The 23,884-nt window shown below is 61.7% G+C and carries 20 protein-coding genes; 12 read left to right on the top strand and 8 right to left on the bottom strand.

The features are described from left to right. Positions 1 to 53: 53 nt before the first annotated feature. Positions 54 to 374, top strand: a complete 321-nt coding sequence (locus TX83_RS05805) for a helix-turn-helix domain-containing protein (protein ID WP_315851250.1) — start codon at positions 54 to 56, stop codon at positions 372 to 374. Positions 375 to 416: 42 nt separating this feature from the next. Continuing rightward, positions 417 to 2,114: a SulP family inorganic anion transporter gene (locus tag TX83_RS05800; RefSeq protein ID WP_064746987.1), complete on the top strand. Its 1,698-nt coding sequence runs from the start codon at positions 417 to 419 to the stop codon at positions 2,112 to 2,114. Between the two features lie 575 nt (positions 2,115 to 2,689). Here the strand turns inward: TX83_RS05800 and TX83_RS22590 are convergent. Then, positions 2,690 to 3,412 (bottom strand): hypothetical protein, encoded by a 723-nt coding sequence (locus tag TX83_RS22590; RefSeq protein WP_141233382.1) that lies wholly within the window; start codon positions 3,410 to 3,412, stop codon positions 2,690 to 2,692. 1,144 nt (positions 3,413 to 4,556) lie between these two features. Between TX83_RS22590 and TX83_RS05790 the strand changes: the two genes are divergently transcribed. Further along, the gene (locus tag TX83_RS05790) at positions 4,557 to 5,159 is read left to right on the top strand and encodes a hypothetical protein (protein WP_064746985.1); all 603 of its coding nucleotides are present in this window, start codon (positions 4,557 to 4,559) and stop codon (positions 5,157 to 5,159) included. 252 nt (positions 5,160 to 5,411) lie between these two features. Here the strand turns inward: TX83_RS05790 and TX83_RS05785 are convergent, their stop codons facing one another. Then, a complete protein-coding gene (locus TX83_RS05785; RefSeq protein WP_141233381.1) occupies positions 5,412 to 6,089 on the bottom strand; it encodes a hypothetical protein in 678 nt (225 codons plus the stop codon). A gap of 802 nt (positions 6,090 to 6,891) precedes the next feature. Between TX83_RS05785 and TX83_RS05780 the strand changes: the two genes are divergently transcribed. The 3 genes from TX83_RS05780 to TX83_RS05770 all read left to right on the top strand — a co-directional run bounded on the left by TX83_RS05780 (position 6,892) and on the right by TX83_RS05770 (position 9,901). Continuing rightward, complete coding sequence (locus tag TX83_RS05780; protein ID WP_064746983.1) at positions 6,892 to 7,737, top strand: LytR/AlgR family response regulator transcription factor; 846 nt, start codon at positions 6,892 to 6,894, stop codon at positions 7,735 to 7,737. Positions 7,738 to 7,839: 102 nt separating this feature from the next. Further along, entirely contained in the window at positions 7,840 to 8,592 is a 753-nt protein-coding gene (locus TX83_RS05775; protein ID WP_141233380.1) for a hypothetical protein, read from the top strand. Between the two features lie 295 nt (positions 8,593 to 8,887). Further along, on the top strand, positions 8,888 to 9,901 hold the full coding sequence (locus TX83_RS05770) for a hypothetical protein (RefSeq protein WP_064746981.1): 1,014 nt from the start codon (positions 8,888 to 8,890) through the stop codon (positions 9,899 to 9,901). Here the strand turns inward: TX83_RS05770 and TX83_RS24190 are convergent. The 5 genes from TX83_RS24190 to TX83_RS05755 all read right to left on the bottom strand — a co-directional run bounded on the left by TX83_RS24190 (position 9,893) and on the right by TX83_RS05755 (position 13,842). Further along, positions 9,893 to 10,507: a DUF4259 domain-containing protein gene (locus tag TX83_RS24190; protein WP_222423724.1), complete on the bottom strand. Its 615-nt coding sequence runs from the start codon at positions 10,505 to 10,507 to the stop codon at positions 9,893 to 9,895. The genes TX83_RS05770 and TX83_RS24190 overlap by 9 nt on opposite strands. 76 nt (positions 10,508 to 10,583) lie before the next feature. Further along, entirely contained in the window at positions 10,584 to 11,105 is a 522-nt protein-coding gene (locus TX83_RS05760) for a hypothetical protein (protein ID WP_261370028.1), read from the bottom strand. Positions 11,106 to 11,155: 50 nt separating this feature from the next. Beyond that, entirely contained in the window at positions 11,156 to 11,572 is a 417-nt protein-coding gene (locus tag TX83_RS22585; RefSeq protein ID WP_141233379.1) for a hypothetical protein, read from the bottom strand. Between the two features lie 70 nt (positions 11,573 to 11,642). Next, positions 11,643 to 12,185 carry a hypothetical protein gene (locus TX83_RS22580; RefSeq protein ID WP_141233378.1) on the bottom strand — a complete coding sequence of 181 codons (543 nt, stop codon included), beginning with the start codon at positions 12,183 to 12,185 and terminating at the stop codon, positions 11,643 to 11,645. A 736-nt stretch (positions 12,186 to 12,921) separates the two neighbouring features. Continuing rightward, the gene (locus TX83_RS05755) at positions 12,922 to 13,842 is read right to left on the bottom strand and encodes an AraC family transcriptional regulator (protein ID WP_064746979.1); all 921 of its coding nucleotides are present in this window, start codon (positions 13,840 to 13,842) and stop codon (positions 12,922 to 12,924) included. Between the two features lie 97 nt (positions 13,843 to 13,939). Between TX83_RS05755 and TX83_RS05750 the strand changes: the two genes are divergently transcribed. The 6 genes from TX83_RS05750 (at position 13,940) to TX83_RS24185 (ending at position 23,171) form a co-directional block, all read left to right on the top strand. Continuing rightward, on the top strand, positions 13,940 to 14,683 hold the full coding sequence (locus tag TX83_RS05750; protein ID WP_064746978.1) for an SDR family oxidoreductase: 744 nt from the start codon (positions 13,940 to 13,942) through the stop codon (positions 14,681 to 14,683). A gap of 342 nt (positions 14,684 to 15,025) precedes the next feature. After that, positions 15,026 to 15,640: a hypothetical protein gene (locus TX83_RS05745; RefSeq protein WP_064746977.1), complete on the top strand. Its 615-nt coding sequence runs from the start codon at positions 15,026 to 15,028 to the stop codon at positions 15,638 to 15,640. 2 nt (positions 15,641 to 15,642) lie between these two features. Beyond that, on the top strand, positions 15,643 to 17,022 hold the full coding sequence (locus TX83_RS05740; protein WP_079248065.1) for an FAD-binding oxidoreductase: 1,380 nt from the start codon (positions 15,643 to 15,645) through the stop codon (positions 17,020 to 17,022). A 55-nt stretch (positions 17,023 to 17,077) separates the two neighbouring features. Continuing rightward, the gene (locus tag TX83_RS05735) at positions 17,078 to 20,077 is read left to right on the top strand and encodes an amino acid adenylation domain-containing protein (RefSeq protein ID WP_064746975.1); all 3,000 of its coding nucleotides are present in this window, start codon (positions 17,078 to 17,080) and stop codon (positions 20,075 to 20,077) included. 89 nt (positions 20,078 to 20,166) lie between these two features. Further along, complete coding sequence (locus TX83_RS05730) at positions 20,167 to 22,605, top strand: aminotransferase class V-fold PLP-dependent enzyme (protein WP_079248064.1); 2,439 nt, start codon at positions 20,167 to 20,169, stop codon at positions 22,603 to 22,605. A gap of 284 nt (positions 22,606 to 22,889) precedes the next feature. Continuing rightward, on the top strand, positions 22,890 to 23,171 hold the full coding sequence (locus TX83_RS24185; RefSeq protein ID WP_079248063.1) for a universal stress protein: 282 nt from the start codon (positions 22,890 to 22,892) through the stop codon (positions 23,169 to 23,171). A 179-nt stretch (positions 23,172 to 23,350) separates the two neighbouring features. Here the strand turns inward: TX83_RS24185 and TX83_RS05715 are convergent, their stop codons facing one another. Continuing rightward, positions 23,351 to 23,809, bottom strand: a complete 459-nt coding sequence (locus TX83_RS05715; RefSeq protein ID WP_064746973.1) for a hypothetical protein — start codon at positions 23,807 to 23,809, stop codon at positions 23,351 to 23,353. Between the last annotated feature and the right edge of the window lie 75 nt (positions 23,810 to 23,884).

The following is a 23,884-nucleotide window of genomic DNA, read 5'->3' as shown; positions in this document are numbered from 1 at the left end:
CGTAATTGGCGATCATTCGTCGCCTTGCCCCCTCTATCGACGGCCACGATGACTTGCCCTACCGCTCCTGCTGCTCAGCCTCCCGCCATTTCGTCTGCAGGGGCACCGCGTTGATCACGGCCAGCCAGCTTCGCGCCGCCCGGGCTCTGTTGGGCATGGATCAGAAAACCCTGGCCGAGAAGGCGGGCGTATCGCTTCCTACGATTCAGCGCATGGAGGCCAGCCCGGGCAATGTTCGCGGCGTGGTCGACACCCTGACCAAGATCGTCAACGCCTTGGATGCGGCGGGCGTCGAACTGATCGGTGAAAACACCCCCAGCTACGGCACCGGTCGAGGGGTGCGACTCAAGTCGCCTCCCTCCGACCAGGGATAGCGTCGCCGGGAACGCCCCCCAAAGCCCAAGCGGACCGCGCCCATGGCCTCGCCGTCGCCTCGCTTCTCCGTGCTGCAGCGCCTGTACGAACCGAAGCTGCTGACGGTCCTCCGGCATGGGTACCGCCTTGAGGACTTTCGCCGCGACCTCGTCGCGGGCTTGACTGTCGCCATCGTCGCGCTGCCGCTTGCGATGGCGCTGGCGATCGCCTCCGGCGTCGCGCCGGAGAAGGGCCTGCACACGGCCATCGTGGCCGGCCTGCTGATTTCCTTGCTCGGTGGCTCGCGGGTGCAGATTGGCGGCCCGACCGCAGCGTTCATTCCCGTGGTCTTCGCCGTCATCCAGAAATTCGGTTACGAGGGGCTGATTCTCTGCACCCTGTTGGCAGGACTGATGTTGATCGCAGCCGGCTTGATGCGGCTCGGCGCGCTGATGAAATACATCCCGCAACCCGTTGTCACGGGCTTCACCGCGGGCATCGCCGTCAGCATCTTCCTCAGCCAGATCAAGGATCTGCTCGGCCTGCGCATCGATGCGCTGCCGGCGGAGTTCTTCGCGCGGATGCATGCCCTTGCCCAGCACCTGGACAGCGCGCAACTGGCGCCCGCGTCGCTCGCACTCGGCTGCATCGCCCTGGTGCTGGCGTTGCGCCGCTGGCGCCCGAACTGGCCGGGGTTTCTGATCGCGTTGCTGATCGCGACCATCGCCAGTACGGCGTTGTCGCTGCCCGCGGACACCATCGCTCGCCGCTTCGGCGCCGTACCCGCCGCGCTGCCCGACTTCGATATTCCACGCATCCCTTTCGAGCGCACGCTCGAGATGTTTCCAAGCGCGTTCACGATCGCATTCCTGGCCGGCATCGAATCCTTGCTGTCGGCCGTGGTCGCCGACGGCATGACTGGCGGGCGTCATCGATCCAACGGCGAGTTGGTCGCGCAGGGCGTGGCCAATGTGGGGAGCGCGCTGTTCGGCGGATTGCCGGCGACCGGCGCGATCGCGCGCACGGCGGTCAACGTCCGGGCCGGCGGCCGCACACCCGTCGCGGGCATCGCCCACGCCGGATTCCTGCTGATCTTCATGCTGGTCCTCGCCCCCCTGATGGGCTACGTGCCGCTCGCCGCGCTCGCCGGCCTATTGGTCGTCGTCGCCTGGCAGATGGCCGATGTCGAAAGTTTTCTTCACCTGATGAAAGGCCCTATCGGCGACAGAACCATCCTGCTGGCGACCTTCGCCCTCACCGTCGCTTTCGATCTGACCGTCGCCATCGAAGTCGGCCTGGTATTGGCAAGCTTCCTGTTCATGCACCGCATGAGCGAAGTCGTCGAGATGCAATCGAACATTTCGCTGCTCGATCACGACGAAGGCAACGGGGAAGAGCTCGACCAGCGCGCGCAGCTACCGCCCGGCGTCGAAGCTTTCCAGATTTCGGGGCCCTTGTTCTTCGCCGTGGCCAATCGCCTGGACGAAGCGCTCAACCAACTGCCCACGCCGCCGAAGGTGTTCATTCTGCGCATGCGCTGGGTTCCGCTCATCGACGCCAGCGGCGTCACCGCCTTGACACAGTTTCTGCGCCGCTGCGAATTGCAGGGCACGCGAGTGATTCTTTCCGGCCTGCGCCCTCAGCCTCTGGCTATCCTGCGACAGATGCACATCCATCCCGATGGGCAGCAACTGCGTTTTGCCTCCGATTTTTCCGAGGCCATCGCATCGGTGCGCGCGGATCAGCGCCCGCGCAGCTGAGTATGCGCGACAGCGTTAGCCGACAACGGCCTCAAGCCACCGTGTTGCAGCGAGTTCATTCCCCCTGAATGCCGCTGCGCCCGGCAGGTGCGCGGTTTCGGTAAAGCGGGAGTGCCCGACGCTCAAAACCGAACACCCGCCACGCAGGCCATGCCCAACCACCCTGGCCAGCGCACCGCTTCCCAGCCAGCCGCGTTTCGGCCGTTGAACGCCCGCGGGCGGTCTCGCCCGCTCCGTTCTCTGCTCCCTGGAGTACGCAGCGAGGTCGCCTACAACTCGCGACCCGACCGCCCCCCTTCCACCGCACTCATACGATCTTCGAACAATTTCACGTATGTCTTGACCTTCTCCCGATAAGCATCCTCATCCCGAAGGCCCAGAGGAACGATATCGAGACGTTGACGAATGTCCTGCAATTCGCAGAACAACACCATGCACATCCGTCGGATTTCATCCGCTTCCTTCCCGGCTACCACCGCATCACCTCATTGGGTCCGAAGGACATTGCCATCAGCCGCTGTCGCAACATGCGTAAGCTCCACAGAGCATTGGGCGGTCGCAATCGCTTGCGCGCTTTATCGGGTCGCACGTTTCAATCGGGTCTTGCCCCAACCCCGCGGGAACGGATCGTTCGCAAACTTGGACCTGACGGCGTCGAACACCGCGTCGGTGTCGCCGTGTGACTGGAGATGGCGAAGCACCGAAGTGGCAACCACATTCGCCAGCTCCGTCGGCAGAGGCTCCGTACCGCTCGGCAGAAAGGTCAACTGAAGGTCTCGCAACAGCGACGAGCCCGGCATACGGGAGCGCGCGAGCTCCAGCGAATCGAGATACTCCGCTCGAATCGACTCGGGCTGCGCCGCGCTGACCACGAACGCACAGTCGCGTTTCGATGCCGAACTCGCTTCGCGGTCAAACGTCGTCAAGCACCCCTCCAGGGGCATCGCCCGGGAACTCGGCGCGGCAACTCGAGACGGACCGACACCAACCACCGTGACGGCCACACGCATTGCCGCCCGAGAAAGCAGGGCCGCAACGGAGGTTTCCTCCGCCAGGGCGGTTCGCTGAAACGGAGCCGCCAGTTGCGGCGCGCAATCGCGGAGCCAAGATGCTCGCGCCGGCAAAGGTATGCCGGGCAGCATCCTCCCCCGTTCAACCAGCATGGCGCGCAAGCAATACCCAACCTCAACCCATGCCTGCGGCACCGTGGGCCAGCACAAGACCACGGCGCTCACCGGCACGCCCTCACTGTCCACGCCTTGCGCGGATGCGACAAAGGCCATTCGGTCCGGGGTCATGGCGCTACCGGGCTGGGCATCTCGCGCCCTTGTCGCTGCGCGGGCATGTCGGGCAGATGTCATTCCAGGGGCTTCCGGCATCAAGGCCCCACAAGGGGCCAGGGAGATGGAATGAGCATATCAACAGATGTTCTATACATCAATATCAATGCATTTACCCGCCCCTGGACGGCCAATCTGCGGCCCAAGGGGACCCGTGGATGCCTGCCCCTAGACACCGGACCGGCAGACGAACGCGCCTGGACGTTGGGTCAACGCGCTACGGCACCCGCAGTTCGCCGAGCACCGCAATGTCGCAAAACACAGGCGACAACGGTGCGTGGTCCGCGACCGGATCGCCAAGCTCAAGCCAGACCGTTTGCCTACGTTTCGATCGTAGCCGCCCCCTCTGATCGGTCCATAGCCGCGGCGGATCGACCGTCAGATCGTTTTCGGTGGCGCCGCTGGGACGCGTGTCATCCGGGATTGGGGATCTGGACGATCTTGCGGCCGATGCAGATCCCGCCAAACGCCATCAAGACGGCATCGCTTGAGAACCCACAATGCGGAACCCTGCACCCTGGGCGCCAATGCCAACCGCACCGCTGTTGCGCAAATTTCGACCACCGAAATGCCAGGCCCACCGCCGCCGCATTCCGAAGTCGTTCGCGAATGGGAAACTCCGCACTTGCAGATGGAACTCCCTATCGTCGCGTTCGGGACACGAATGGTTCCACTCCTGGCCGTGGATTCATCCACGCCATCAAACCGCTCTTTTGAGTCGAGCGCGACGCGGCAGACCGTCGGCCACCGGTATGCTCAAGATCCATTTGAACGAAACCACGATCTGTGACGATATAGTGCGCTGTAGCGGGAGGCAGGCAATCTCGCCGACGGGTTTGGGGACGAAGTACGGGGACGCGCCCTTTTTTGGGGAGAGGAGGGCGATCGATGATCTCGAAACTGCCGGAACCTGTTCGCTTCTGACAAGTCGAACCGAATAACCACAGGACCTCTTATGCGCCCGTTGTCTTACTGGTTCTTTTCTGCCGGCCTATCGCTTTTGGCTTGCGCCTTCGGCTCTCCGGCCCACGCCGAGGGTCGATGCCCACCCGGCTACTATCCGACCGGGGGCGGAAGTGCGGGGTGGGAGGCCTGTGCTCCGATGGGCCCCATCGAAGAGGCGGCGGGTGATCGAGAGGAAGAAAACGGCAGCTATGTCGACGGCCTCCCTTTTCGGCGTTTTGACCCCGAAGAATGGAAGATCCTGATGGAAGGGTCGCGCAAGGCCGAGGAATGGCGCGAGGCCGAGCGGATGAAGGACCCCGCTTATCGTCGTCTGAAACAGGGGTACTGGGAATATCCCGAGGCGAGCAGGAGCGATCACAAGCAGATTTGTCTTGCCAGCTTTCTGACGCCACAGGGAGGCGTCATGCTCATGGACTGGGCCGGCGAGAATCCGGGCACGTTTCTCGCTTTTTATGGGGCCGGAATTGCGCCGACGAAAGAGATCGTACGGCAGCGCCTCAGCTTGAAACAGTCCGGAGAAACTCAGCAGGTGCAGGCTTTTCGCGGATCTTTTCCATGGGAAAAGCGGATGGGCATGGTGATGTTCGCGGTTCCTTCAACCCAGGCGTTGCTGGATGCGATCAAGGATGTGCAGGACTTTGAGGTCACGTCGGGCGACGAGACGTTCATCTGGGGCGAATGGCACAGCGGCCACCAGGCTCGGGACCGGTTGCGCCAATGTATAAGCCGCCGCCGTTGAGCATCGGTCGCCGTGAGGCGGAAACGGGCGGATTCGCGCAGGGTGCCGGCTTCCCAAAACCAAACGCCCCTCGCTGAAGCCCGCCGATAGAGAGGCTTTGAGAGGGGCGCGCGGAGCGCGGAGAGAGCTCCCCGCCGGAAATTGGCGCGCCCATGCCTACCGGATTCGAACTGGTAGGTTCACGCAAGGGAGCAAACAGCCCGATAGAACGCGCCTATAGGATGCAGGGGCAGCTACAGGCTCCTCCGGCGGCTAACTCCCCCTCTGGTTCTCCCAGCGCTGTCGGTACAAACGTGCGAGCGGCGGGTAGAAGATCTGGGTCGGGCGGTACTGCGAAAGCTCCATCAAGTCCATGAACAGCATGAAAGAGCCGATCGCCAGAACGCCGCAGATCAACTGCACAAAGGTGGGGGCGCCGTTAACAACCGTCCCCGGCATGTACAACTCGGCGAACAGTAGAGGCCAAGCCAATGCGGTGACCGACAGTCGGCGCTGATGATCACGCCGCCTGGCGTCGTCCTCTTCTCTGGCCTTGACGACCAAACTCAATAGGAGAGCGTCCTTTTCGGCTAAGGCGTGTTCTTCAAGTTGGCGCGGCGTTACGTTCCAGGGATCTGGACCGCCACCAGTCGGCATATCGCGCTCGGGCAAGAGTCGCCAGACATATTCGCCCAGGGCAACTATTACGCTGCTGCCAACTGAGAACAGGAGTAGCAAGGAAACGAAAAAAAGTACGACCCAGCCGACGCCAAGCCCCTGGACTCCAAACGTCCAGTCGAAGGTTAGAAGATTCTTGCCGAGGTTGTAGGACAGGAACAGATCCGCGGCCGCAACCGCGTTGACGATCATTAGGACGAAAGTTACGTCGTTGTACCGTTCTAAAAGAGAGATTGCTGTTTTTGGGTCGGGGATTTTGTTTTCGCTGCTCATGTTTGCGACTCGAAAAGTTTGGCAAGGAGGATTCGCAACCAAAAGACCCAAGGCGCCCCTGAAACGCAATTCAGGGCCGAGTCCGGACGGGCCATTGGCGAGTTGGGTTGTGTCGTGTTTCTACGACCAATAAAGCACGGCTTGACTCACTTGCAAACAAATCGTGCTTCGCTTTGTGAGCGCTGCTATCCCTGAGTTTGGTGGATGGTCGATACCCAGCAGGGAACTCCAATCGCTTACCCATCGGTTCGGATACCGGGCGCTCTTCCACACCGTCGTACTCGGCGAATCTAAGGCATACCCATCGAGCTATGGAGCCGCACGAACGTCGGCGAGGTTTCCCGCGCCTCCCATTCCATCTGCTGCAGATGGGCGCGCAGCCCAGGCGGCGTACGGTCCATCGGTGCGGCCCAATGGCGCTGGAAGTCGAACGCCCGCTCGACGTCGTGGACATCCCAGGTCTCGCCGACCTCAAGGGCTTCCAGCCGGCCGGCAGCACGCGCATGGGCGCAGCAGATCCCGAGGGGGCTGCGGCGGCCCAGGCGCGGGGACCGTGCGGCGATCGGGCGCGGGCGCGGCCGCCACCGAGTTCTTCCATGCGCGCGGCGACGCGCTAGGCTGAGCCGGGTAGCTCGTCCGGCGGGATCGCGATACCGCCGCGGGCCGAGGCGCCCACGAAAGCGAGCCTGGGCCTGCCGGCGAGCGAGCGCTGTCCCTGCCGTGCCGCCACCAAGGGCAGGTTACAAGCGCAGCAAAACCCAGCAGACTCCCGCTCCGAGTTCCCCGAGAGAATCGAACTTCGATGCGAAAGGCGTGGGACAAGATTCGAACCCAGATCGAGGCGCGCCTGCCTGCACACAGCGCGCGCTCGATACTGCTGGGCGTGGCGGTGTGGGCGTTGGCGACCTTGATCAGCGCAGCTCAAGGGCAGGCCTTCGCCGCCTACCGGGGCCGTCCTCAGGATTGGTGGAGCACGCTGGGCTATACCGCGGCGATATTCTCGGTTTGGGCGGTTTTGGCGCCGGCGATAATGGCCGCGGCCGATCGCTTATTCGCAAGCCGTTTGAACAAAGTCCAGCAGGCGGCCATCGCCGTGTTCGGATACTTGTTCGCTACCGCACTGCACGTCGCCTTGTTCGTCGTCGTTTTCTGGCCCGTTTATGGGTCGGGGCTGCCGAACCCGTCGGCGATGGTATGGCCGGTGGTATTGGCCAACTTGGACAAGGCCGCCTTCGCCTATACCGCTTTGATCATCGCCGTGCTGATCCGTCGGCACCTGCGCCAGCGCCCCGGCGCCGCCGAGGCGGCGCCGGAACGGCCCGAAAGCGAGGGGTTGTGGGTTCGCGTGGGCGCCGGCTCGCGCTTGGTCCGCTTTCACGAGATCGACTGGATCGCCGCCGCCGGCGACTACGCCGAGGTGCACGCCGGCGGCCGCAGCCTGCTCATGGATCGGTCGCTCGCCGCTCTGACCGACGAGCTCCCGGCGGACTTCGCCCGCATCCATCGCGGCGCGATCGTGCGCCTGGACCGGATCTGCGAGATCCGCAGCTTGGGCCGGGGCGACGCCAGCGTGGTCCTGCAGGGCGGCCACACCCTACGCCTGAGCCGGCGGTACCGGGACAACCTCGCCAGCGTTCTAGCCCGCTGAGCCCGCTCACCGACAGGACGGTCCCGCTCGCAGAATTGCGCTGGCTTCTGCGGCCGACCCGGGTTTAGCGTGCCCCCAGGTACTGGAACGAGGTGCTTCGCCGTGCGCAACATGTACTCTGCCTTGCTGTTCGCTCTCCCCGTCCTGTTGCTGTGGATAGGCTCGATCAAGGCATTCGACGCCGACGACCGGGTCGTCGTCATCGGCGCCCTGCATGGTCTGCACGATCGCGAGCCGGCCTTTGGCTATGATCGTCTGCGCTCGGCGATCGTCGATTTCCGTCCGGACGTCCTGGTCCTGGAAGTCAGGCCCGACGAACTCGCGGAGAAAAAGCCGACTCCCGGGCGGCCGGAATATCCGGCGGTGATCTGGCCGCTGCTCGCCGAGATGCGAGTTAATGCCGTCGCCATGGAGCCCGGCGGCGATCTTTATGCAGAAATTACTCGCCAGGCGGGGGCGGCGTTCGCAGCGCTCAAACAACGCAACCCGATCGGAGCCGCAGCCCTAATTCGCCTGGACGAGGCGACCGACGAAGCGCTTCTGGCCTACTGGCAGCAGCCAGGGCAGGTCCAGGACGAAAAGACCGCGGCGGTGGCCTATGGCTTGCAGTCGGCCCAGTTCGCGCTGGCCGGCCCGGATTTCGCGGCCGCCCAGGCCCGCTGGGACGGCTACATGGCCAGCCAAGTGCGGAAGGCCGTCCGCGACCACCCGGGCAAGCGCATCATGGTCGTCGGCAGCTACAGCAATCGCGCGATGCTCGAACGGGTCGCCAGGGAGCAGTCTTCGCAGCGTATCGTCGACGCAGAAGCCTGGGTCGGCAAAGCTGCTGCGCCGTCGGCCGCGAGCGCGAATTGAGCCCGGCGCCGCCTACTCGACGCACCGCTCCCCGTGCATCTCCCGTCTAGTTGCTTGCGCGTCAAGGACCGAGGCTGTCCTGGATCGACTGCGTGCGCGCAATCAACTGTACAAGCGTGATGCAGAGCAAGCCGACGAATGACCGCCGGTCCGGATCATAGTGCCGGCGAAGAACCGAACCGCCGGACGGTTCGCCAGCGCGGTGCCAAAGGTCGCCCCGGCCCAGCGGAGCGCCCCCTCAGTCGAGCCTGCGGACGCGCATTCCCCTTAACGACCACCTTCCCGAGAGAGAGCCATGATGAATGTCGGAACACCTGCACGCGCCGCCTGCTCTGCCCGGATCGTCCACCTCCTCGCTTGCGGCGCGCTGGTCGCGTTTGCCGGCACCGCCAACGCACAACAAGCGCTGCGCGGCTGGCAGCTGACCCCCACCAACACCGGCCTGGCCGCGCTGGGCCGGTATACCTGCGATTCCCTGCCTCGCTACACCGGCAACGCCAAACTTCCGGCGGGCACGCGGATTAGCGACGTGCGCTTCGAGGCGCCGCTGGACCTGTCGGCCGGCGACATCGTCATCGAACGCTCGTGCTTCCGCCCGACCTCGCTCAGCGAGGGCACCGCGGTGCTGACCACGACCGATTACTCGCGCTGCGTCAACGACAGCTGCCCGCCGGCCAAGGGCCGGGTTGAGATCCGCGACTCGGAAATCTCCGGCGCGCTGATCGCGCAAAAGCGCATCTCGCGTTCGTGCGCGTTCCTCGGCGTGGGCATCCTCGAGCGCAATTACATTCACGACACCGGCAGCGGCATCTGCTTCTACAACACCGGCCCGCAATACGACGCCGTCGCCGACGGCAACTACGTCCACCGCTTGCGTTCCTACGGCACCGGCTCCAGCGCGTCGCACAACTCGGCTGCGACCGTGCGCGACTTCTCCACCGCCGTCAATCCATTGCGGCGCATGCTGATCCGCAACAACCGTCTCGACATCCGCTCGGGCAATGACACCGGCTCGCTGTTCTTCCAGACCGCCGCCGACATCGACCAAGTCCGCGTCGAGGGCAACCTGTTCGAGGGCCAGGGCTACCAACTGATCCTGGAGTCGCGCTGGGGCAATAGCTACGGCCGCGCGTTGAGCGTGGTCGACAACCGCTTCAGCGTGACCGGCTACGGCTACGGCTACGTGTACGACGAGGACGCGCGACTCGGCTATGGCTGGAGCCAGTGGGTGGACAACTATCGCAACGACCCCACTCAGTCCGATCACCGCGGCGCGGCGCTGGCGAATCCGGAGCCTTACTCAGACTGAAGACGGCGGAGTGTCGCCGCCGCAGTGCGGGCGCCGATAAGCGACTCCGGCGGCGGCTACGCCGCTGCCGCGTACCCGACGCAGGCTACCGCGGCACCGGGTGTGTTCGACTACATCGAGCTGTTCTACAACCCCGAGTGGCGGCATCGTTCCAACGAGGGCCCGTCCCCGATAGGGCTCGAAAAGCGGTACGCACCTCAGCCGGTAATGGCCGATCGCAATGAATTGATTGAGCGTTCCCAGAGAACGAACTCCCCCCTCCTCCCACAGCTCGCGCAGCTCAGAGTCCTGGCCGAGGACGCGGAGTAGTGCCGATTGAGCCTTGGTGGCCAGCCCTGGCTCAAGTTCGGGTGCGGATGAGGCTAACCAACTATCGACTTTCTCGGTGTAGACATCCGATTGCGTTCCTCTACCCAGGGCCTTCGCAATCACCTCTGCTGCTGCGACTGCTTCGGCGGCGACATCCGCGTCGAGATACTCATCGCCAGTATCGATCACGCGCTGCAGTGCTTCGTCGACGAGCGAGAAGTCTTGGCTTTCCTCTAGGCCGTACGCCCAGTCGTTTGCGGTGTCATTGCCGAATGGCTCGTGCGACCAAGTACCCATGAGGTGCTGTTCCTTGGGTTTTGATTGGAATTTCTCGACTGAATCAGGTGGAGCAGGGAAGTGGCTTCAGCGAAATCTATACGCTTGGCATTGACACGTGCCAGACAATATGCGCCGACTTTAATGTCGGATGACTGCGGCGAATCATCCCGCGGAGGTAGGCAAGACGCATGTGACCTTCGATCAGTTGATTCTTGTGCATTGGCCAGCCTCTAGGATGCTTTAAGCCACTAGCGTCGGGAGCAATGATCATTGGCGCAGGCGTTGTACCGTTTTCCAGCATATATTTTCCGAGCCAGGTCTCTTGACGCGCTTTGTTCTTGAAGAGTCCATCACTCCAACAGTCGAGCGTCTTAAGCCAGGTCGCGGTGTGTTCAATCTCCATAACTTGACTATTTCCGAGACTTACTTGTTCAAACGAGAATAACTCGATAGATCGATTAAGCCAAAGGCTCTCGAAATCTTGCCAATGCCGATGCACCCAGTTTTCAACGACACATCTAGGAAAATTACTAAGCTCAGCTGGCCAGCGCTTGTAGTAGTCATCAAAAGACTCTGGATTGTGGCCACCGTAACCCCTGACCGCGGGAACATCCATTTCGCCTCCTAAATATAGAGCCGCCAATCCGCTTCGGATTGAATGAATTGTTAGGTAGCGGCTGTAACAATGAGGAGCGTGCTAAGCATCAGCCATGTTGCCAGCGAGAACGAGACGAGAACTCCAAAGTCAATAAGAAAATCTATCCAGCTTTGGCTATTGATCCAGTCCCAGGCCCGGTAAGTCTTGGTGGTCTGGTATCCATCGATGCAAGCACCTTTATACATCTGCCAAGCAGCCCACTTGTTGATGAAGGCAAGAAATATTTGCAGAGCGACGCCAGCAACGAACAGCGAGATTATTAAATTGAGGTGTGGCGATTCTGAAATCTTTGCAGGGGCATCTTTGCTCGTAAGGAGCAGCACTGGTCCGCCGATGCCATATGCAACAAGCCAAGATCGTAGAGTCTTGGAGTACTCCGCATAGTTTTCGAAGTGGGTGCTTTCCTCATCTTTTCTTTGAGCCATGGCGCCCCCAATTGTGACCGAACACCAGAATTAAGCCGAGCAGCGAGGCAACTTCGGCTTGGATGAATTGTTAGCCGTCAACACCTGTCGACTCCGTGACTGCGGCTCTTGGTAGTGGCTTGAAAAGGTTCGCAAAAGTAATCAGTGCGGCGAGAGTGCTGATAAGTATTTGCCTGGGAGGGCAGCCAGGCGGAAATAGGATTGGGTTGACCTCATTTGCGGCATCGAGCGCGTGTTTCATGCCCATTGGTTTAATGTAGGCATCCACAATCTGTTGGGTGACGCGGAAATCTCCCCACTCATGCGCGCATTGATTGCGCAGCTTATTGAGAAGGCGAATGTCTTGATACAGCAGCTTGGGGATCATCCCAATGCAGTACGCGACATCGACCTTCGAAGCAAACGAATTGAATGATCGCGTCAAAAGGCGCGAGCGGGCATCCGAATTTCCATGGCTTAGAAGCTGCTCTAATCGGCCCGCGAAGACGCTATCTAGGATTGCTATTGCCACTAAGATGGCGCCCCGATCCGATTCCCGGCGCAGAACAACGAGCGCCTCCTCGATAGTCTTCGGGTCTAGGCCTTTTATAACGGACAGATCGCGAACCGTCATGTGTGTCTAATGCCTGAGTTAAGCCGAGCCACGAAGCGACTTCGATTCAATGAATTACTTTCCGCGCTTCTTCCAGTGTGCGCGCAGAGCCCCAATATCTGCATCGATGCGAGCCTTTCGACCACTCGGATAGACGATCTTGATGCTCCCGGTGGGAAGACCATAATTCTGCTCGATAGTCTTTTGGAGCGAGCCCACAGAGCCATCGGCTTTCGCTTTGCGTTGACGGATGGGCTTAGCTACGCGCTTTACCGCCTTCTTAGTAGGAGCAGTTTTCTTAGTGGCCATGCGTTCCCCTTTGCAATTGAGTATGAGCAGTTAGCCCCCGCCGCGACACGGTGTCTGCTTAAAGTTGCTACGTGGAAAGCCATCCCAACTGGCCATCCAGCGAGGGCAGCATATAGAGCACGACCAGGCTGAGCTGCTGGTGTCGTTGAACTATCGCTCCCGAAGCGGGGGGGACAGCATCAATGGTCGGATCAAGCGGTTGATGCCGCGCTTCGGGGTCAAAAGGAGAAAAAACCGGCTTTTGTAAGCGCCTGATTTTCAAGGGCGAGCAATGGTCGACCGACCACAGGCTTGGAGAAAAAGCTCGGAGAGAGGCGCAAAAATCGCCAAACGGCCTCCTTGTGGATAACTCGCCGACCAATCGCGGCCGTCGCTGGCCAAGCGCTGGTCGGCGAGCGGCGCCGGCGAGGCGGCGGCGCTAGCACCCGCTTTCGACCCATAGCAGACATCAAGCGACGCATGCACGCAGTCGACGCCTCTCCCGCGCATAGCCGCTCGGCGATCGGCCGACATAGCGGTTAAACGCGGTGCTGAAGGTGCTCGCCGATGAGTAGCCCACGCGTTCCGCGACCTTTTCGATCACCAAGTCCTGCCGGTCGAGGATGTCCTTTGCGATCGCCATTCGCCACGCGAGCAAGTATTCCATCGGGGGCATCCCCACAGCCCGGGTGAAGCGCTGGAAGTAGGCCGATCGCGACAGCGCGGCGGACTTGGCCAACTGCTCCACCGTCCATGCACGCGACGGGTCGCGATGCATCTCCCGGATCGACAGTGCTAGGCGCTCGTCGGCCAGGCCGCGCAGCAGTCCGGCTGGCGCTGTCTCACCGGGCGCCGCACGCAATGCCTCGATGAGCAGCACTTCGACCAATCGGGTGAGGATGAGGTCGCGCCCCAACCGCGATTGCAGTGCTTCCTCGCGCAGAAGCCGCACCAGTACGCCAAGGCGGTCCTCGCCGCGGACATGGACGACCGGCGGAAGCAGCGCCACCAGCAACGCGGTGTCGGGCGAGTCGAAGACGAAATAGCCGCCAAGCATGCGCACGTCCGGCTCCCCGTCGAGGGAACCATGGCGCAGCTCGAGGCTTTGTCCCTCGATGGCGACGGGATCGCCCGGCTCCGGTTCGACAGGCTCGAATCCCGAGAGGACGAATCCCGGCGTCGCGGGCAGGAACACGAAGTCGCCTGCCTGCAGATGCAACGGATCGACGCCATCAACATGTAGCAGGCAGGCCCCATCCGTCACCACGCAAAACCCCGGATATCCGAACGGGGAGTACCTCACGCCCCAACGCCCGGCGCCGGAAATGCTCTTCCCGACGACCCTGCTGGGCCGAAGGAGGGCGATCAGCTCGGCAAGGGGGTCGCTCATGATCGGACTCTAGAGAATGTTTTATGGACTCTACCTCATCGAAAGTATCGAATCGACTCCTTATCGTGGCCACACCCACCATCAAGGAGTTCCTGCAATGAAGACGGTACTGATCACCGGTTGTTCCTCCGGCTATGGCCTCGAAACCGCCCGCTACTTCCACGATCGCGGATGGAATGTCGTCGCCACCATGCGCCGGCCGAACCCAGGCCTGTTGCCCGTATCCGACCGGGTCAAGCTAGTCGCGCTCGATGTCACCGACGCCGGCAGTATCGGGCGCGCTATCGCGGAGGCGGGCCAGATCGACGTGCTCGTCAACAATGCGGGCATCGGCGTAGTAGGTGCCTTCGAGGCCACGCCGATGCAAACGGTGCGCGAGGTCTTCGACACCAATACGTTCGGCACCATGGCGGTGACCCAGGCCGTCATCCCGCAGATGCGCGCGCGCCGGTCGGGCGCGATCGTCAACGTCACCTCGAGCGTCACGCTGGCCAGCATGCCGCTCGCCGCGGCCTACACGGGCAGCAAGACGGCAGTCGAGGGTTTCACGGGGTCACTGGCGCACGAACTCGGCGCCTTTGGCATCCGGGTCAAGCTGGTCGAACCCGGCTATGGCCCGGCGACGCGCTTCGCGGAAAACGGCGCCGAGCGAATGAACGGCCTGATACCGCAGACCTATGCGGACTTCGCCCGTCCGATCTTCGAGGCGTTCGCCCACCCGCGGGCGACGACGCAGCCGCTGGATGTCGCTGACGCGATCTGGCGCGCTGCCCACGACGAAACGGACCAGTTCCATTTCCCTGCAGGCGCCGACGCCATCGCGTTGGCCGGCCCGCGATGAAATCGCGTACGCGGGTAGCGCCCGTTGGCGAGCGGCCACGGCGATGGAAGTTCGCCGCAGGTCTGTCCCTGGCAGCAGCGCTCGGCGATCGGGGCGGAACGGAGGATCTCGGTCAACTCGGTAAAGACGATGCGAACCCGGGCATTCCGGAGTGCTTGGCATCAGCACCCGCGCCGAACTCTTGCAACGGGCGTTGGCCGCCGGTTGGGTGTTGGGTGTTGGGTGTTGGGTGTTAGGCGAAGACTAGCTCGCCCCCTAGTTGGGTGCCCGTCGAGTTAAATGGCCTGCCGATCTCACCGCTCGCGTTCTATGCCGAATAGTCTGTTCAGTGTTGGAGGGGGCATGTTCGGATGGTTGAAGGGAAAAACTCAGGAAAAACAGTCGGGATGGGGGATCTCTGACCATGCTAGGCAAGTCGTTGCGGCCGCGAGCCCCGTGTTGGAACTGAATCTTGTTCTCTGCCGGTCTGTTGATAATTTCGAAGTCATCCTCGCGAGCGAACGGGTCCGGGGCTACATCGTCGGTTTCTTCGACGGCGCAGCACAGGCAGCAGGGGTTGAATTTTCTAGCGACAAGCAGTTCTTCACCTATCTGGGGCTGGGTCACGAGCTGGTGCTGCAAAAGGACTTGGATGACCCCATCACATTCGCGATGGAATCAATCGCTTTGCAAGGAAGCGAGGCATTCTCGGAGGGGCAGATCCTAGGAGGAACGGACTACTTCAACTGGATGTCAGATCGGCAGCAACAGCCGTCGTCTACAACGATCTGGGCGATTCAAACCCTTTGTTCGCTCACCGAAACTCACAGATTCTCTGCCGATGTACTGATCGAGCTATCACTGTTTAACAGTGGTTTTCCGCCTATGGTCCGCTCCGTGCCGAGGGCGTCCGCGGTGTTTTTGATTGCGAGTCCTCTAGACACCGACCTCAGCGAAGGCGCCGCCAAAAGGGGATAGGGATGTCCAGTCCACTGAATCAGCTGCGATCAGCCGTTCAGATGTTGGCTCTTGGCGCCAGCGGGTCCGTTCGTCGACGGAGCGAACCCGGCTATGACGCCTGGTTATGCCGGGCACGCTGGAATGAACGAGACGTTGATCGACGTCCCGACTACATCGTTCGCCCCCGTTCGGTCGATGACATGATCGCAGTCATACGGACTTGCCGCGAGCATGGACTTGCTGTGGCACTCCGCAGCGGAGGCCATAGCTTCGCCAACGCCTTCATTCGTCGGAACGGAGTGCTTCTCGATCTGTCGGCGCTGCGCGCGTTGACGATCGATTCGCAGCGTAAGCGCGCTATCGTCGGCCCCGGAGTTACCAGTCGCGATCTGAGCCGTGCGCTCGCACCCTATGGCCTGGGTTTCGCCACCGGCCACAGCGGTACCGTCGGCCTGGGCGGCTTCTTGCTGGGGGGCGGATTGGGCATCAACTTCGGCCAGTGGGGGCCGATGAGCGCCTTCCACATCAAAGCGCTCGACGTGGTGACCGCCGACGGGGTGCTGCGTCGTGCCAGCGCCGAGGAAAACTCCGACTTGTTCTGGGCCGCCCGAGGCGGTGGGCCGATGGTTTTTTTTGCCGCTGTATCGTTCGAGCTCGAATGCCATGCCGCACCGGCCGCGATAACGGCGCGCAGTTTGCGTCTTCCGCTGACCAGACTGGCCGACACCCTGAGATCGGTGGAACGCACCGAGCCCGATCCTCGGCTGCAAGTAATGCTTGCGGTGATTGCTTCCGATGAAAGCGTGGCTCAGCAAGCGCCACCCCGCGAGGTGGCGCTGACCACTTTAGCGTTCGCCGAGAGCATCACGACCGCCAGCGATTTGCATGCGTCGATCATTGATCGACTGTTGCCGTGGGCCCTGGCTCCGGCCAGCGAAGAACATGCCACAGGCTTCACCGCGTTGCACGATCACGGCGACGCGACGTTCGGCGCAGGACGGTATCTTGCCGACAACATCCTGACCGATCACGCGGAACGTGCGGCGGAGATACTGATCGCGCATCTACCGAGTTTGCCCTCGTTGGCCACGCTCCCGATCTTCATTTGGCGCGGCTCGCCGTCGCTTCCGGATGGCGCATTCTCAGCCCGAGGCCGCTGGTACTTTTCTACGTACGCTCGATGGAGCGATGCGAACGAAGACGAAGTCAACCAGAAATGGCTCCGATCGTTGTACGACGACCTACAGCCCATCGCCTCGCACTGCTATATCAACGAATTCGACCTCGAGTATCGCTCGCGGGAGGTGGCGCGCTGCTTTTCCGAAGCGGCCTGGCAGCGTCTTAGGGAACTGAAACAACGCCACGATCCGGCGGGCGTCTTCCACGATCTTGCGTTCTGAGGATGCGAATGGTCGAGGCCTAGTCACCATGGAGCCACAATCATCAGGGGGAGCTATGAACGGGCAAAGCACGGTTCTGGACGCGGTGCGCCGCCAAGATTGCGATCGCATTGCCATAGTCGACGACCATGAGACATTGACTTATGGCGAACTCGATCGATACAGCGACGCCGTTGCGGCATTCCTCGTCGGTCAAGGCATTGGTGCCGGCGACTTGGTGCCCATCGAGGCGACGCGGTCGACGGACTTCATTATTGGGCTGCTGGGGATCGTTAAGTCCGGGGCGGCCTACGTTCCGATCGAGCGCGCTTACCCCAAGGCGCGGAAGGCCTACATCATCGAGCAAAGCCGCGCGGCTTGGCTGTTGACGACCGCACCGGACGTCTCGCGTACAGATCCGGGCGTCCAAGTCGTCGATATCGACACGCTGAGACGTAACGCGACCGCGTCGCCGGTACCGCTTTATTCTCCCTCTCCGGCCGACCTGATGTACGTCATCTTCACCTCGGGGACGACCGGAGTTCCAAAAGGCGTTGCGGTCGAACACCATTCGGTGGCCGCGTTGATCGACTGGCACAACCGTCGTTTTCAGGTCAACTACCAAAGTCGGTCCACGTCCATGGCCGCGCTGGGCTTCGATGTCGCGCACTGGGAAATCTGGTCGTCGCTGTGCGCCGGATCGAGACTCTATCTGCTGAACGACGACATTCGACGAGACGCCTGCGAACTGGTGAAATGGATTGCCCGCGAGAAAATCACCCACGCCTTCGTTCCAACCGTCATGGCCGCGGAGGTTGTTCGGCACAGCACTCGGCCCTCTGCGCTGAAATACTTGTTTACGGGTGGCGAAAAGCTCAATCCTGTGGTGACGGATCACATTCATTTTGCGTTGGTGGATTACTACGGCCCGACCGAAGCCACCATCTGGTGTACGTACCATTTGGTGCCCAGCGCGTCGTTAGGTCGCGAACCTTCGATCGGCACGCCAGTGGAAGGCGCCAATGTATGGATCTTGGACAAGGCCATGCGCGAGGTTCCGGCGGGGGATGTCGGTGAAATCTGCATCTCCGGCGATTGCTTGGCGCGGGGCTATCTTCATAACCATCGACTCACGGCCGAGAAGTTCCCACCGCACCCGTTCGAGGCCGGTCAACGGATCTATCGGACGGGCGATCTGGGCCGTAGGCTGCCGGACCAATCCATCCAGTTCCTCGGCCGTGTCGATGAGCAGGTCAAGATCCGCGGGCACTTGGTCGAACCCAGCGAGGTCGAAGTGGTTCTGGCCAGGCTGCCTGGCGTTCGTCAAGTCAGCGTATCGGCCACTGCACCAACGGACGGAAGCCCGAAGGAATTGGTCGCCTTTCTGATCCGCAGTAACGACGAAGTCCCGCATCGCGAGTTCATCGCCGGCGTTCGTGAAGGTGCACGCGCTGTACTCCCCGAGTATATGGTGCCGGGGCATTACGCGGTTCTGGATCGCTTCCCGTTGAACTCCAACGGAAAGACGGACAAAGGCGCGCTCATGGCCGACTTCGCGCGCACGATCGCGCCGGTGCGAACGTTCGAGGAGGTTGAAGATCGCGTCGAACGGGCCGTTATGATCGCGTTTCAAGGTGCCCTCGAGCACTCCGATTTTCAAGGCAACGACAATTTTTTTGACATCGGTGGACATTCTATGTTGGCCGCTGAGGTGATCGCGGCCTTGTCGAAGGAACTCGGGCTCGCTTTGCGCATTACCGACATCTACAACCGGCCAACCGCCGAGTCCCTGGCCGCGGAAATTCGGCAACGGCAAGATGCGATCGATGACGTCTCCGACTACATTTCGCCTGCGATGCTGCGACGCGATGCAACGCTGCCGGACGATATCGTTTTTTCCGCGCCGTTCGACGCGGATCGATTGATCAGCCCCAGTCACGTAGTTCTTACCGGAGCTACGGGTTTCGTCGGCATTCATCTGCTCGCCGAACTGCTCGCCACCACGCGCGCCATTGTCCACTGCATCGTGCGCGCTCGCACAGCGGCCGGCGCCATGCAGCGGATCCGTGAAAAAGTCGAAGAGTACAAGGTACCGATCTCTCCTTCGGACTTGGCGCGGGTCCGGGCGCATCCGGGCGACATCGCCTCGCCCGGTTTTGGCCTTCAGGCGAATGACTACGAAGCGTTGTGCCGCGACGTGGAGGTCATCTACCACTCGGCTAGTTCGGTCAACTTCATCAAGCCTTATGCGGCGATGAAGCGCGACAACGTCGATGGACTCGTCAACATCATTCGCTTCGCCGCCAGAAAAAGCACGAAAGCGCTGATGCTGCTGTCAACCATTTCCGTTTACAGCTGGGGGTACTGGATCACGGGGCGCGACGTCGCCGCGGAAGTCGACGATATAGACCAAAATCTGGACGCCGTTTGCGCCGACATCGGCTACGTTAAAAGCAAATGGGTCATGGAAAAGATCGCCGATCTGGCCGAGACCCGCGGTCTGCCGTTGGCTACGTTTCGGCTCGGTTACGCCACGTATCACAGCCAAACCGGACTGAGCGCCAGTTACCAATGGTGGGGGCGGCTGGTGAAGACGTGTCTGTCACTCGGTCTCGTTCCGGACCTGCATGAACTTCGCGAAGGTTTAAGTTCGGTTGACTACATGACCAAGGCGATCGCCCATATCGGTCGACAGGCATCCTGCCTGGGGCAGAAGTTCAACCTGATTCATTCCGGAGAGGCCAACGTGTCCTTGAAGCAGTTCTTCGACTTGATGGCGCGCTACTTCGGCTTTGAATTTCAGGTTGTCCCTTTCCGCCAATGGCGAGCCTGCTGGATGAACGACCCGAAGACCCCGCTCTATCCGGTACTAAATCTGTTCCGGGATCCGATGCACAAGGACAACTGCATCATCGAGATGTACCAGCACACCTACCTCTGGAATCACGACAACACATCGGCCCTGCTCGAAGGCAGTGGGATTCTCCCTCCGGCGTTCGACGAGCCCGAGCTTCGGCGCTACCTCGAGAAATCCATCGGGGTTCGCGAGCGGGCCGAATCTTCGGTGGCGGTATAGTCGGCTGGCCGCGTTGCGCTGATCAGACGTCTGGCGATGCCCGGTAAATCTGCGGGCCACTACTAATGCCGGCTCATCAGGAATCCACAATGCACAAGACTGCGCAGCAACAGTGTAAGACGGTGTCGGAGCAGAAGTGGTCCCTGAGTACGTTCATGGAGTTCTATGAGCGCGTCTTGGGTCCTCGGCTCTTCAAGCCCTACGGGGAGCTACTCGTTCAGGAGATTCGCAAGGACATCCGTCCGGACGCTCCTCCAGCGAGCATCCTTGAGGTCGCTTGCGGGACGGGCCGCATTACCACCACCCTCTACGAAGACTTGGCCAAGCCGCTGAACCTGCGGCTCGTCGCGACGGACTTGTCGAAGATCGCCATCGATATGGCCAAGCAGGCGGTCAGCGCGGAGCTTAAGCGCAACGTCGCCTTCCATTCCGACGTGGATATGGCGGATCTGCCGTTTGCGGACGACAGTTTCGATGTCGTCGTCTGCGGCTTCGGATTGATGTTTCCCCCAGACAAGGTCCGGGTCGCCCGCGAGTTTAAGCGCGTGCTGCGTCCGGGCGGAAAGATCTACGGCACCGTTTTTCAGTACAACGAGTTGTTCGATCTGGCCCTGAGACAATCGCAGAAGCACTTTGGTACGCCATCGGCCATCATGGGCGCGGCGCTGAGCTTAGCCGACCCCTCGGCTATCACCCGCGCCTTCGATCTAGAAGGGCTGAGTCGAGGCGTCGGCGAAGTGGCGACCTCGCGCGCGCTCTCCTTCTTCCTGGACGACCTCGACACTCGCGAATTCCTCTTCAATGCCTGCATCTTGCTTGAGGAGTTCAACCAGTGCGACGCGCCCACGCGCGACGCCTACTTGGACACGATGCTGCAGGAATTCCACGTGCAGGTTCCCAGCCGGAACTACCAGGTCAAGGCCTGGCTTCTGCGCGGCGAGGTCGATGAGGCTTGCAAGAGGGCCGCCACCCCGAGTCAGCCACCCGATTTTTCCGAACTGAGCGACTTTTGCCGAATGGCTCCGGCGCTCATCGGCAGCGACGCGGACAGCCCGCTGTCGCCGCAGGCGGAGCGCTTGCTGCGGCCTTATCGCATGATGAAGCGGGACTTCCTGGCCGAACATCCGGCCTACCCGGATGCCGAGGCCGAAGCGCTGCGCAAGCGCGAGTTCTCGCGGCTGGACGCCCTGCAGGCCACCTACCTGGATCATGTCGGCGGCACGATCGCTCCGGACAGCCTGCTCGAACAGGATTATCGGGTGCTCAAGAACAGCATTCTCGGCAACCCGCACAGCGGCTCGAAGTCGTCCGATGCGGCGCATGAGAAGGCTCGGGAGGAAATCTACCGGTTCTTCCGCTGCGCGCCGGACGAGTACGAAATCATTTTCACGCCCAACGCCAGCGGGGCGATCCGGCTGGTGGCGGAGTCGTTCCCGTTCGGAAGCGGCTCGCAGGTCCTGCTCACCAAGGACAACCACACGTCGGTTCACGGCCTGCGCGAGTATGCGAGAGCCAAGGGCGCGTCGGTGAAATACATTCCGCTCGACAACGAGCTTCGGATTCTCGAAAGCTCGATGCGGCGTTCGTTGGACCGGCTCGCTCCGGGGCGGCGGCACTTGTTGGCATACCCGGCGCAGTCCAATGCGACGGGCGCCCGCCACGACTTGAAGTGGATCGGGCTCGCGCAGGAGCGCGGGGCGATGGTGCTGTGCGATGCGGCCGCGTTCGTGCCCCAGGCCCGGCTGAATTGTTCGGTGCATCGGCCGGATTTCATCGCGATCTCTTTCTACAAGATCTTCGGCCATCCGACCGGGGCCGGCTGCCTCATCGCCCGCAGGTCCGCGCTGCGCGAGCTGACCCCGCCGTCGTTCGCGGGAGGTTCGGTGTGCTACTACTCAGGACCCTGGTCGCCCACCGACCGGCTGCTGCATCGCGAAGACGGAAAACGGTTTGAGATTGGCACGCCGAACTATGCCTCCTTCGACGCCATCGCCCAGGGATTCCAGTTCGTGTCCCAGATCGGGCTCGAGCGCATCGGCGCGCGATCAGGGGCGCTGGCGCGGTGGCTTGAGGCGCGGCTGCAGGAACTTCACCACGACATCAAGAGCCAGACCCCCCTTTGCCGTATCTACGGCCCTGCGGCGGAACACAAGGGCGCTACCGTCATGCTGAATTTCTTTGATTGCTACAACGCCGTGTTTCCGCATGCGCTCGTCAAGCGGGCCGCCGAATCCTTCGGCATCGTCGTGCGTAACGGATGCTTCTGCAACTTGGGTGCTGTGCAGCAGGCCACGTACACGACGGCGGGCGCAGAGCACTGCGAACTTGACAAAACGGAAAAGATCCTCGACTGCAAGGCCTTCGACGAAAACATCCTCAACAAGGGAAACTGCGGCGCCATCCGGGTGTCGTTCGGACTGGGGTCGACCTTTCGCGATGCGTACTGCTTCTACTTGTTTGCGAAGTGCTTGCTGAATATCGAGTGCGCGCGGCTGGAGGACGCTCCGGGCGGATCTTCGGCGAGCTGAGGTCGCGCGACCTGCGCGGCTTGGCGGTGCTGGAGGCTGACCTGCCCGGCGCACTGTACTCGAAGCGCTTGTTCGGGGAACTGGCCGCCGGCGGCGGCCGCCCGATCCTGTCGCTACCGGCCGGCTCGGGAGCGATTGCAATAGAGCGGGCGCTGATCGCTTGGAATGCTAGTCGGGAGGCCACGCGCGCGGTCTACGATGCTATCCCTTGGCTGCAGCGTATGCGCGTGGCGGAGATTCTGGTAGTTGAAGACGGCTGCTTTTAGCCGCACACTCACGACGCGCTGATCCGCGCGCACTTACGCCGGCAGGGCGTCGAAACCCAGATCGTTCGCTGCAGTGCGTCCGTAGGCGACGCAGGTCAAGCAATCGGCGCCTACGCTGCGGAGAGCCGCACCGACCTGGTCGTGGCTGGAGCTTACGGACACCCGAGCGTCATGGGGATGGTGTTTGGTGGGACCACTCGCAGTCTCTTGGCCAATTCGCCAGCACCTGTTTTTCTCGCGCTGAGGCCAATTAGTCCCGGTTGCGCCGTTTTTTCGCAGCATGGCAACTCTGGTTTTTGATCGCAGTAGGTGTTTTTAGTGATATGAGCGCTGACGTAAGTTTCGGCTTGCCAGTAAGGCCCAGTAGCGGTCAGCGAGGGGTAATGTGAACTTCTCGCCGGGCCCGCACGGTATGTCTGCGAAATCTTGGGCGATTCACTTTGCCTTGGACCAAGTGTTACAGCGCTACGCGATCACTCCTAAACCGTCTTAGGCGACGATAACCGCTGGTTGCGCAACGGCCCTCTGTTAAGTTCCAGCCTCGACACCTGTTCAGTCCATAGCAGAGGCGGGTTGATGGCCAAATCATTGACGGTGGTTCCGCTGGGAAGCGTGTCTTCTAGGATCGCCGCTACGAGCTGCGGCGCCATTGTTGTGAGGTTGAGCAGTCTGGCGATGTAGCTGAAGTCAGTGCCCTCCCTCGCTGCTAGATCGTTGATGGACGTGGCCTCGCCGGACTCCAGCATTCGGCGCCAGCGTTCCGCTCGACCCAACGCACGCTGGAGGGCGGTAGGCTGGGCGTCCCAAGGTCGCTCGGCGGCTTCCGGCCCGACGAGCTGGACGAGCTTGCGGTAGCCGCGCTTCGTGATCCGAAGCGGGACATCGAAAGCGATAGAGCCGTCGCTACCGGTGGCGATCTCTACCTTGAACTTGCTCATGCGGATTCCTCGATCCCTTCGTGCGTCTCCAGTTCCCGCACGAAGCTGGTAAGGCCCATGGGGCGAAGACGCAGC

Origin of the sequence: Lysobacter antibioticus HS124, assembly GCF_000336385.2 — a bacterium.
In the GTDB taxonomy this organism is placed as follows: Bacteria; Pseudomonadota; Gammaproteobacteria; order Xanthomonadales; family Xanthomonadaceae; genus Lysobacter; species Lysobacter firmicutimachus.
Note: the sequence above shows the minus strand (reverse complement) of the source record. Positions and strands in the feature narration are given on the sequence as shown.

Coding starts and splice junctions, on each gene's coding strand:
- TX83_RS05800 (WP_064746987.1), top strand. CDS start 417: ATGGCCTCGCCGTCGCCTCGCTTCTCCGTGCTGCAGCGCCTGTACGAA.
- TX83_RS22590 (WP_141233382.1), bottom strand. CDS start 3,412: ATGACCCCGGACCGAATGGCCTTTGTCGCATCCGCGCAAGGCGTGGAC.
- TX83_RS05790 (WP_064746985.1), top strand. CDS start 4,557: ATGGGCCCCATCGAAGAGGCGGCGGGTGATCGAGAGGAAGAAAACGGC.
- TX83_RS05785 (WP_141233381.1), bottom strand. CDS start 6,089: ATGAGCAGCGAAAACAAAATCCCCGACCCAAAAACAGCAATCTCTCTT.
- TX83_RS05780 (WP_064746983.1), top strand. CDS start 6,892: ATGCGAAAGGCGTGGGACAAGATTCGAACCCAGATCGAGGCGCGCCTG.
- TX83_RS05770 (WP_064746981.1), top strand. CDS start 8,888: ATGATGAATGTCGGAACACCTGCACGCGCCGCCTGCTCTGCCCGGATC.
- TX83_RS24190 (WP_222423724.1), bottom strand. CDS start 10,507: ATGGGTACTTGGTCGCACGAGCCATTCGGCAATGACACCGCAAACGAC.
- TX83_RS05760 (WP_261370028.1), bottom strand. CDS start 11,105: ATGGATGTTCCCGCGGTCAGGGGTTACGGTGGCCACAATCCAGAGTCT.
- TX83_RS22585 (WP_141233379.1), bottom strand. CDS start 11,572: ATGGCTCAAAGAAAAGATGAGGAAAGCACCCACTTCGAAAACTATGCG.
- TX83_RS22580 (WP_141233378.1), bottom strand. CDS start 12,185: ATGACGGTTCGCGATCTGTCCGTTATAAAAGGCCTAGACCCGAAGACT.
- TX83_RS05755 (WP_064746979.1), bottom strand. CDS start 13,842: ATGAGCGACCCCCTTGCCGAGCTGATCGCCCTCCTTCGGCCCAGCAGG.
- TX83_RS05750 (WP_064746978.1), top strand. CDS start 13,940: ATGAAGACGGTACTGATCACCGGTTGTTCCTCCGGCTATGGCCTCGAA.
- TX83_RS05745 (WP_064746977.1), top strand. CDS start 15,026: ATGTTCGGATGGTTGAAGGGAAAAACTCAGGAAAAACAGTCGGGATGG.
- TX83_RS05740 (WP_079248065.1), top strand. CDS start 15,643: ATGTCCAGTCCACTGAATCAGCTGCGATCAGCCGTTCAGATGTTGGCT.
- TX83_RS05735 (WP_064746975.1), top strand. CDS start 17,078: ATGAACGGGCAAAGCACGGTTCTGGACGCGGTGCGCCGCCAAGATTGC.
- TX83_RS05730 (WP_079248064.1), top strand. CDS start 20,167: ATGCACAAGACTGCGCAGCAACAGTGTAAGACGGTGTCGGAGCAGAAG.
- TX83_RS05715 (WP_064746973.1), bottom strand. CDS start 23,809: ATGAGCAAGTTCAAGGTAGAGATCGCCACCGGTAGCGACGGCTCTATC.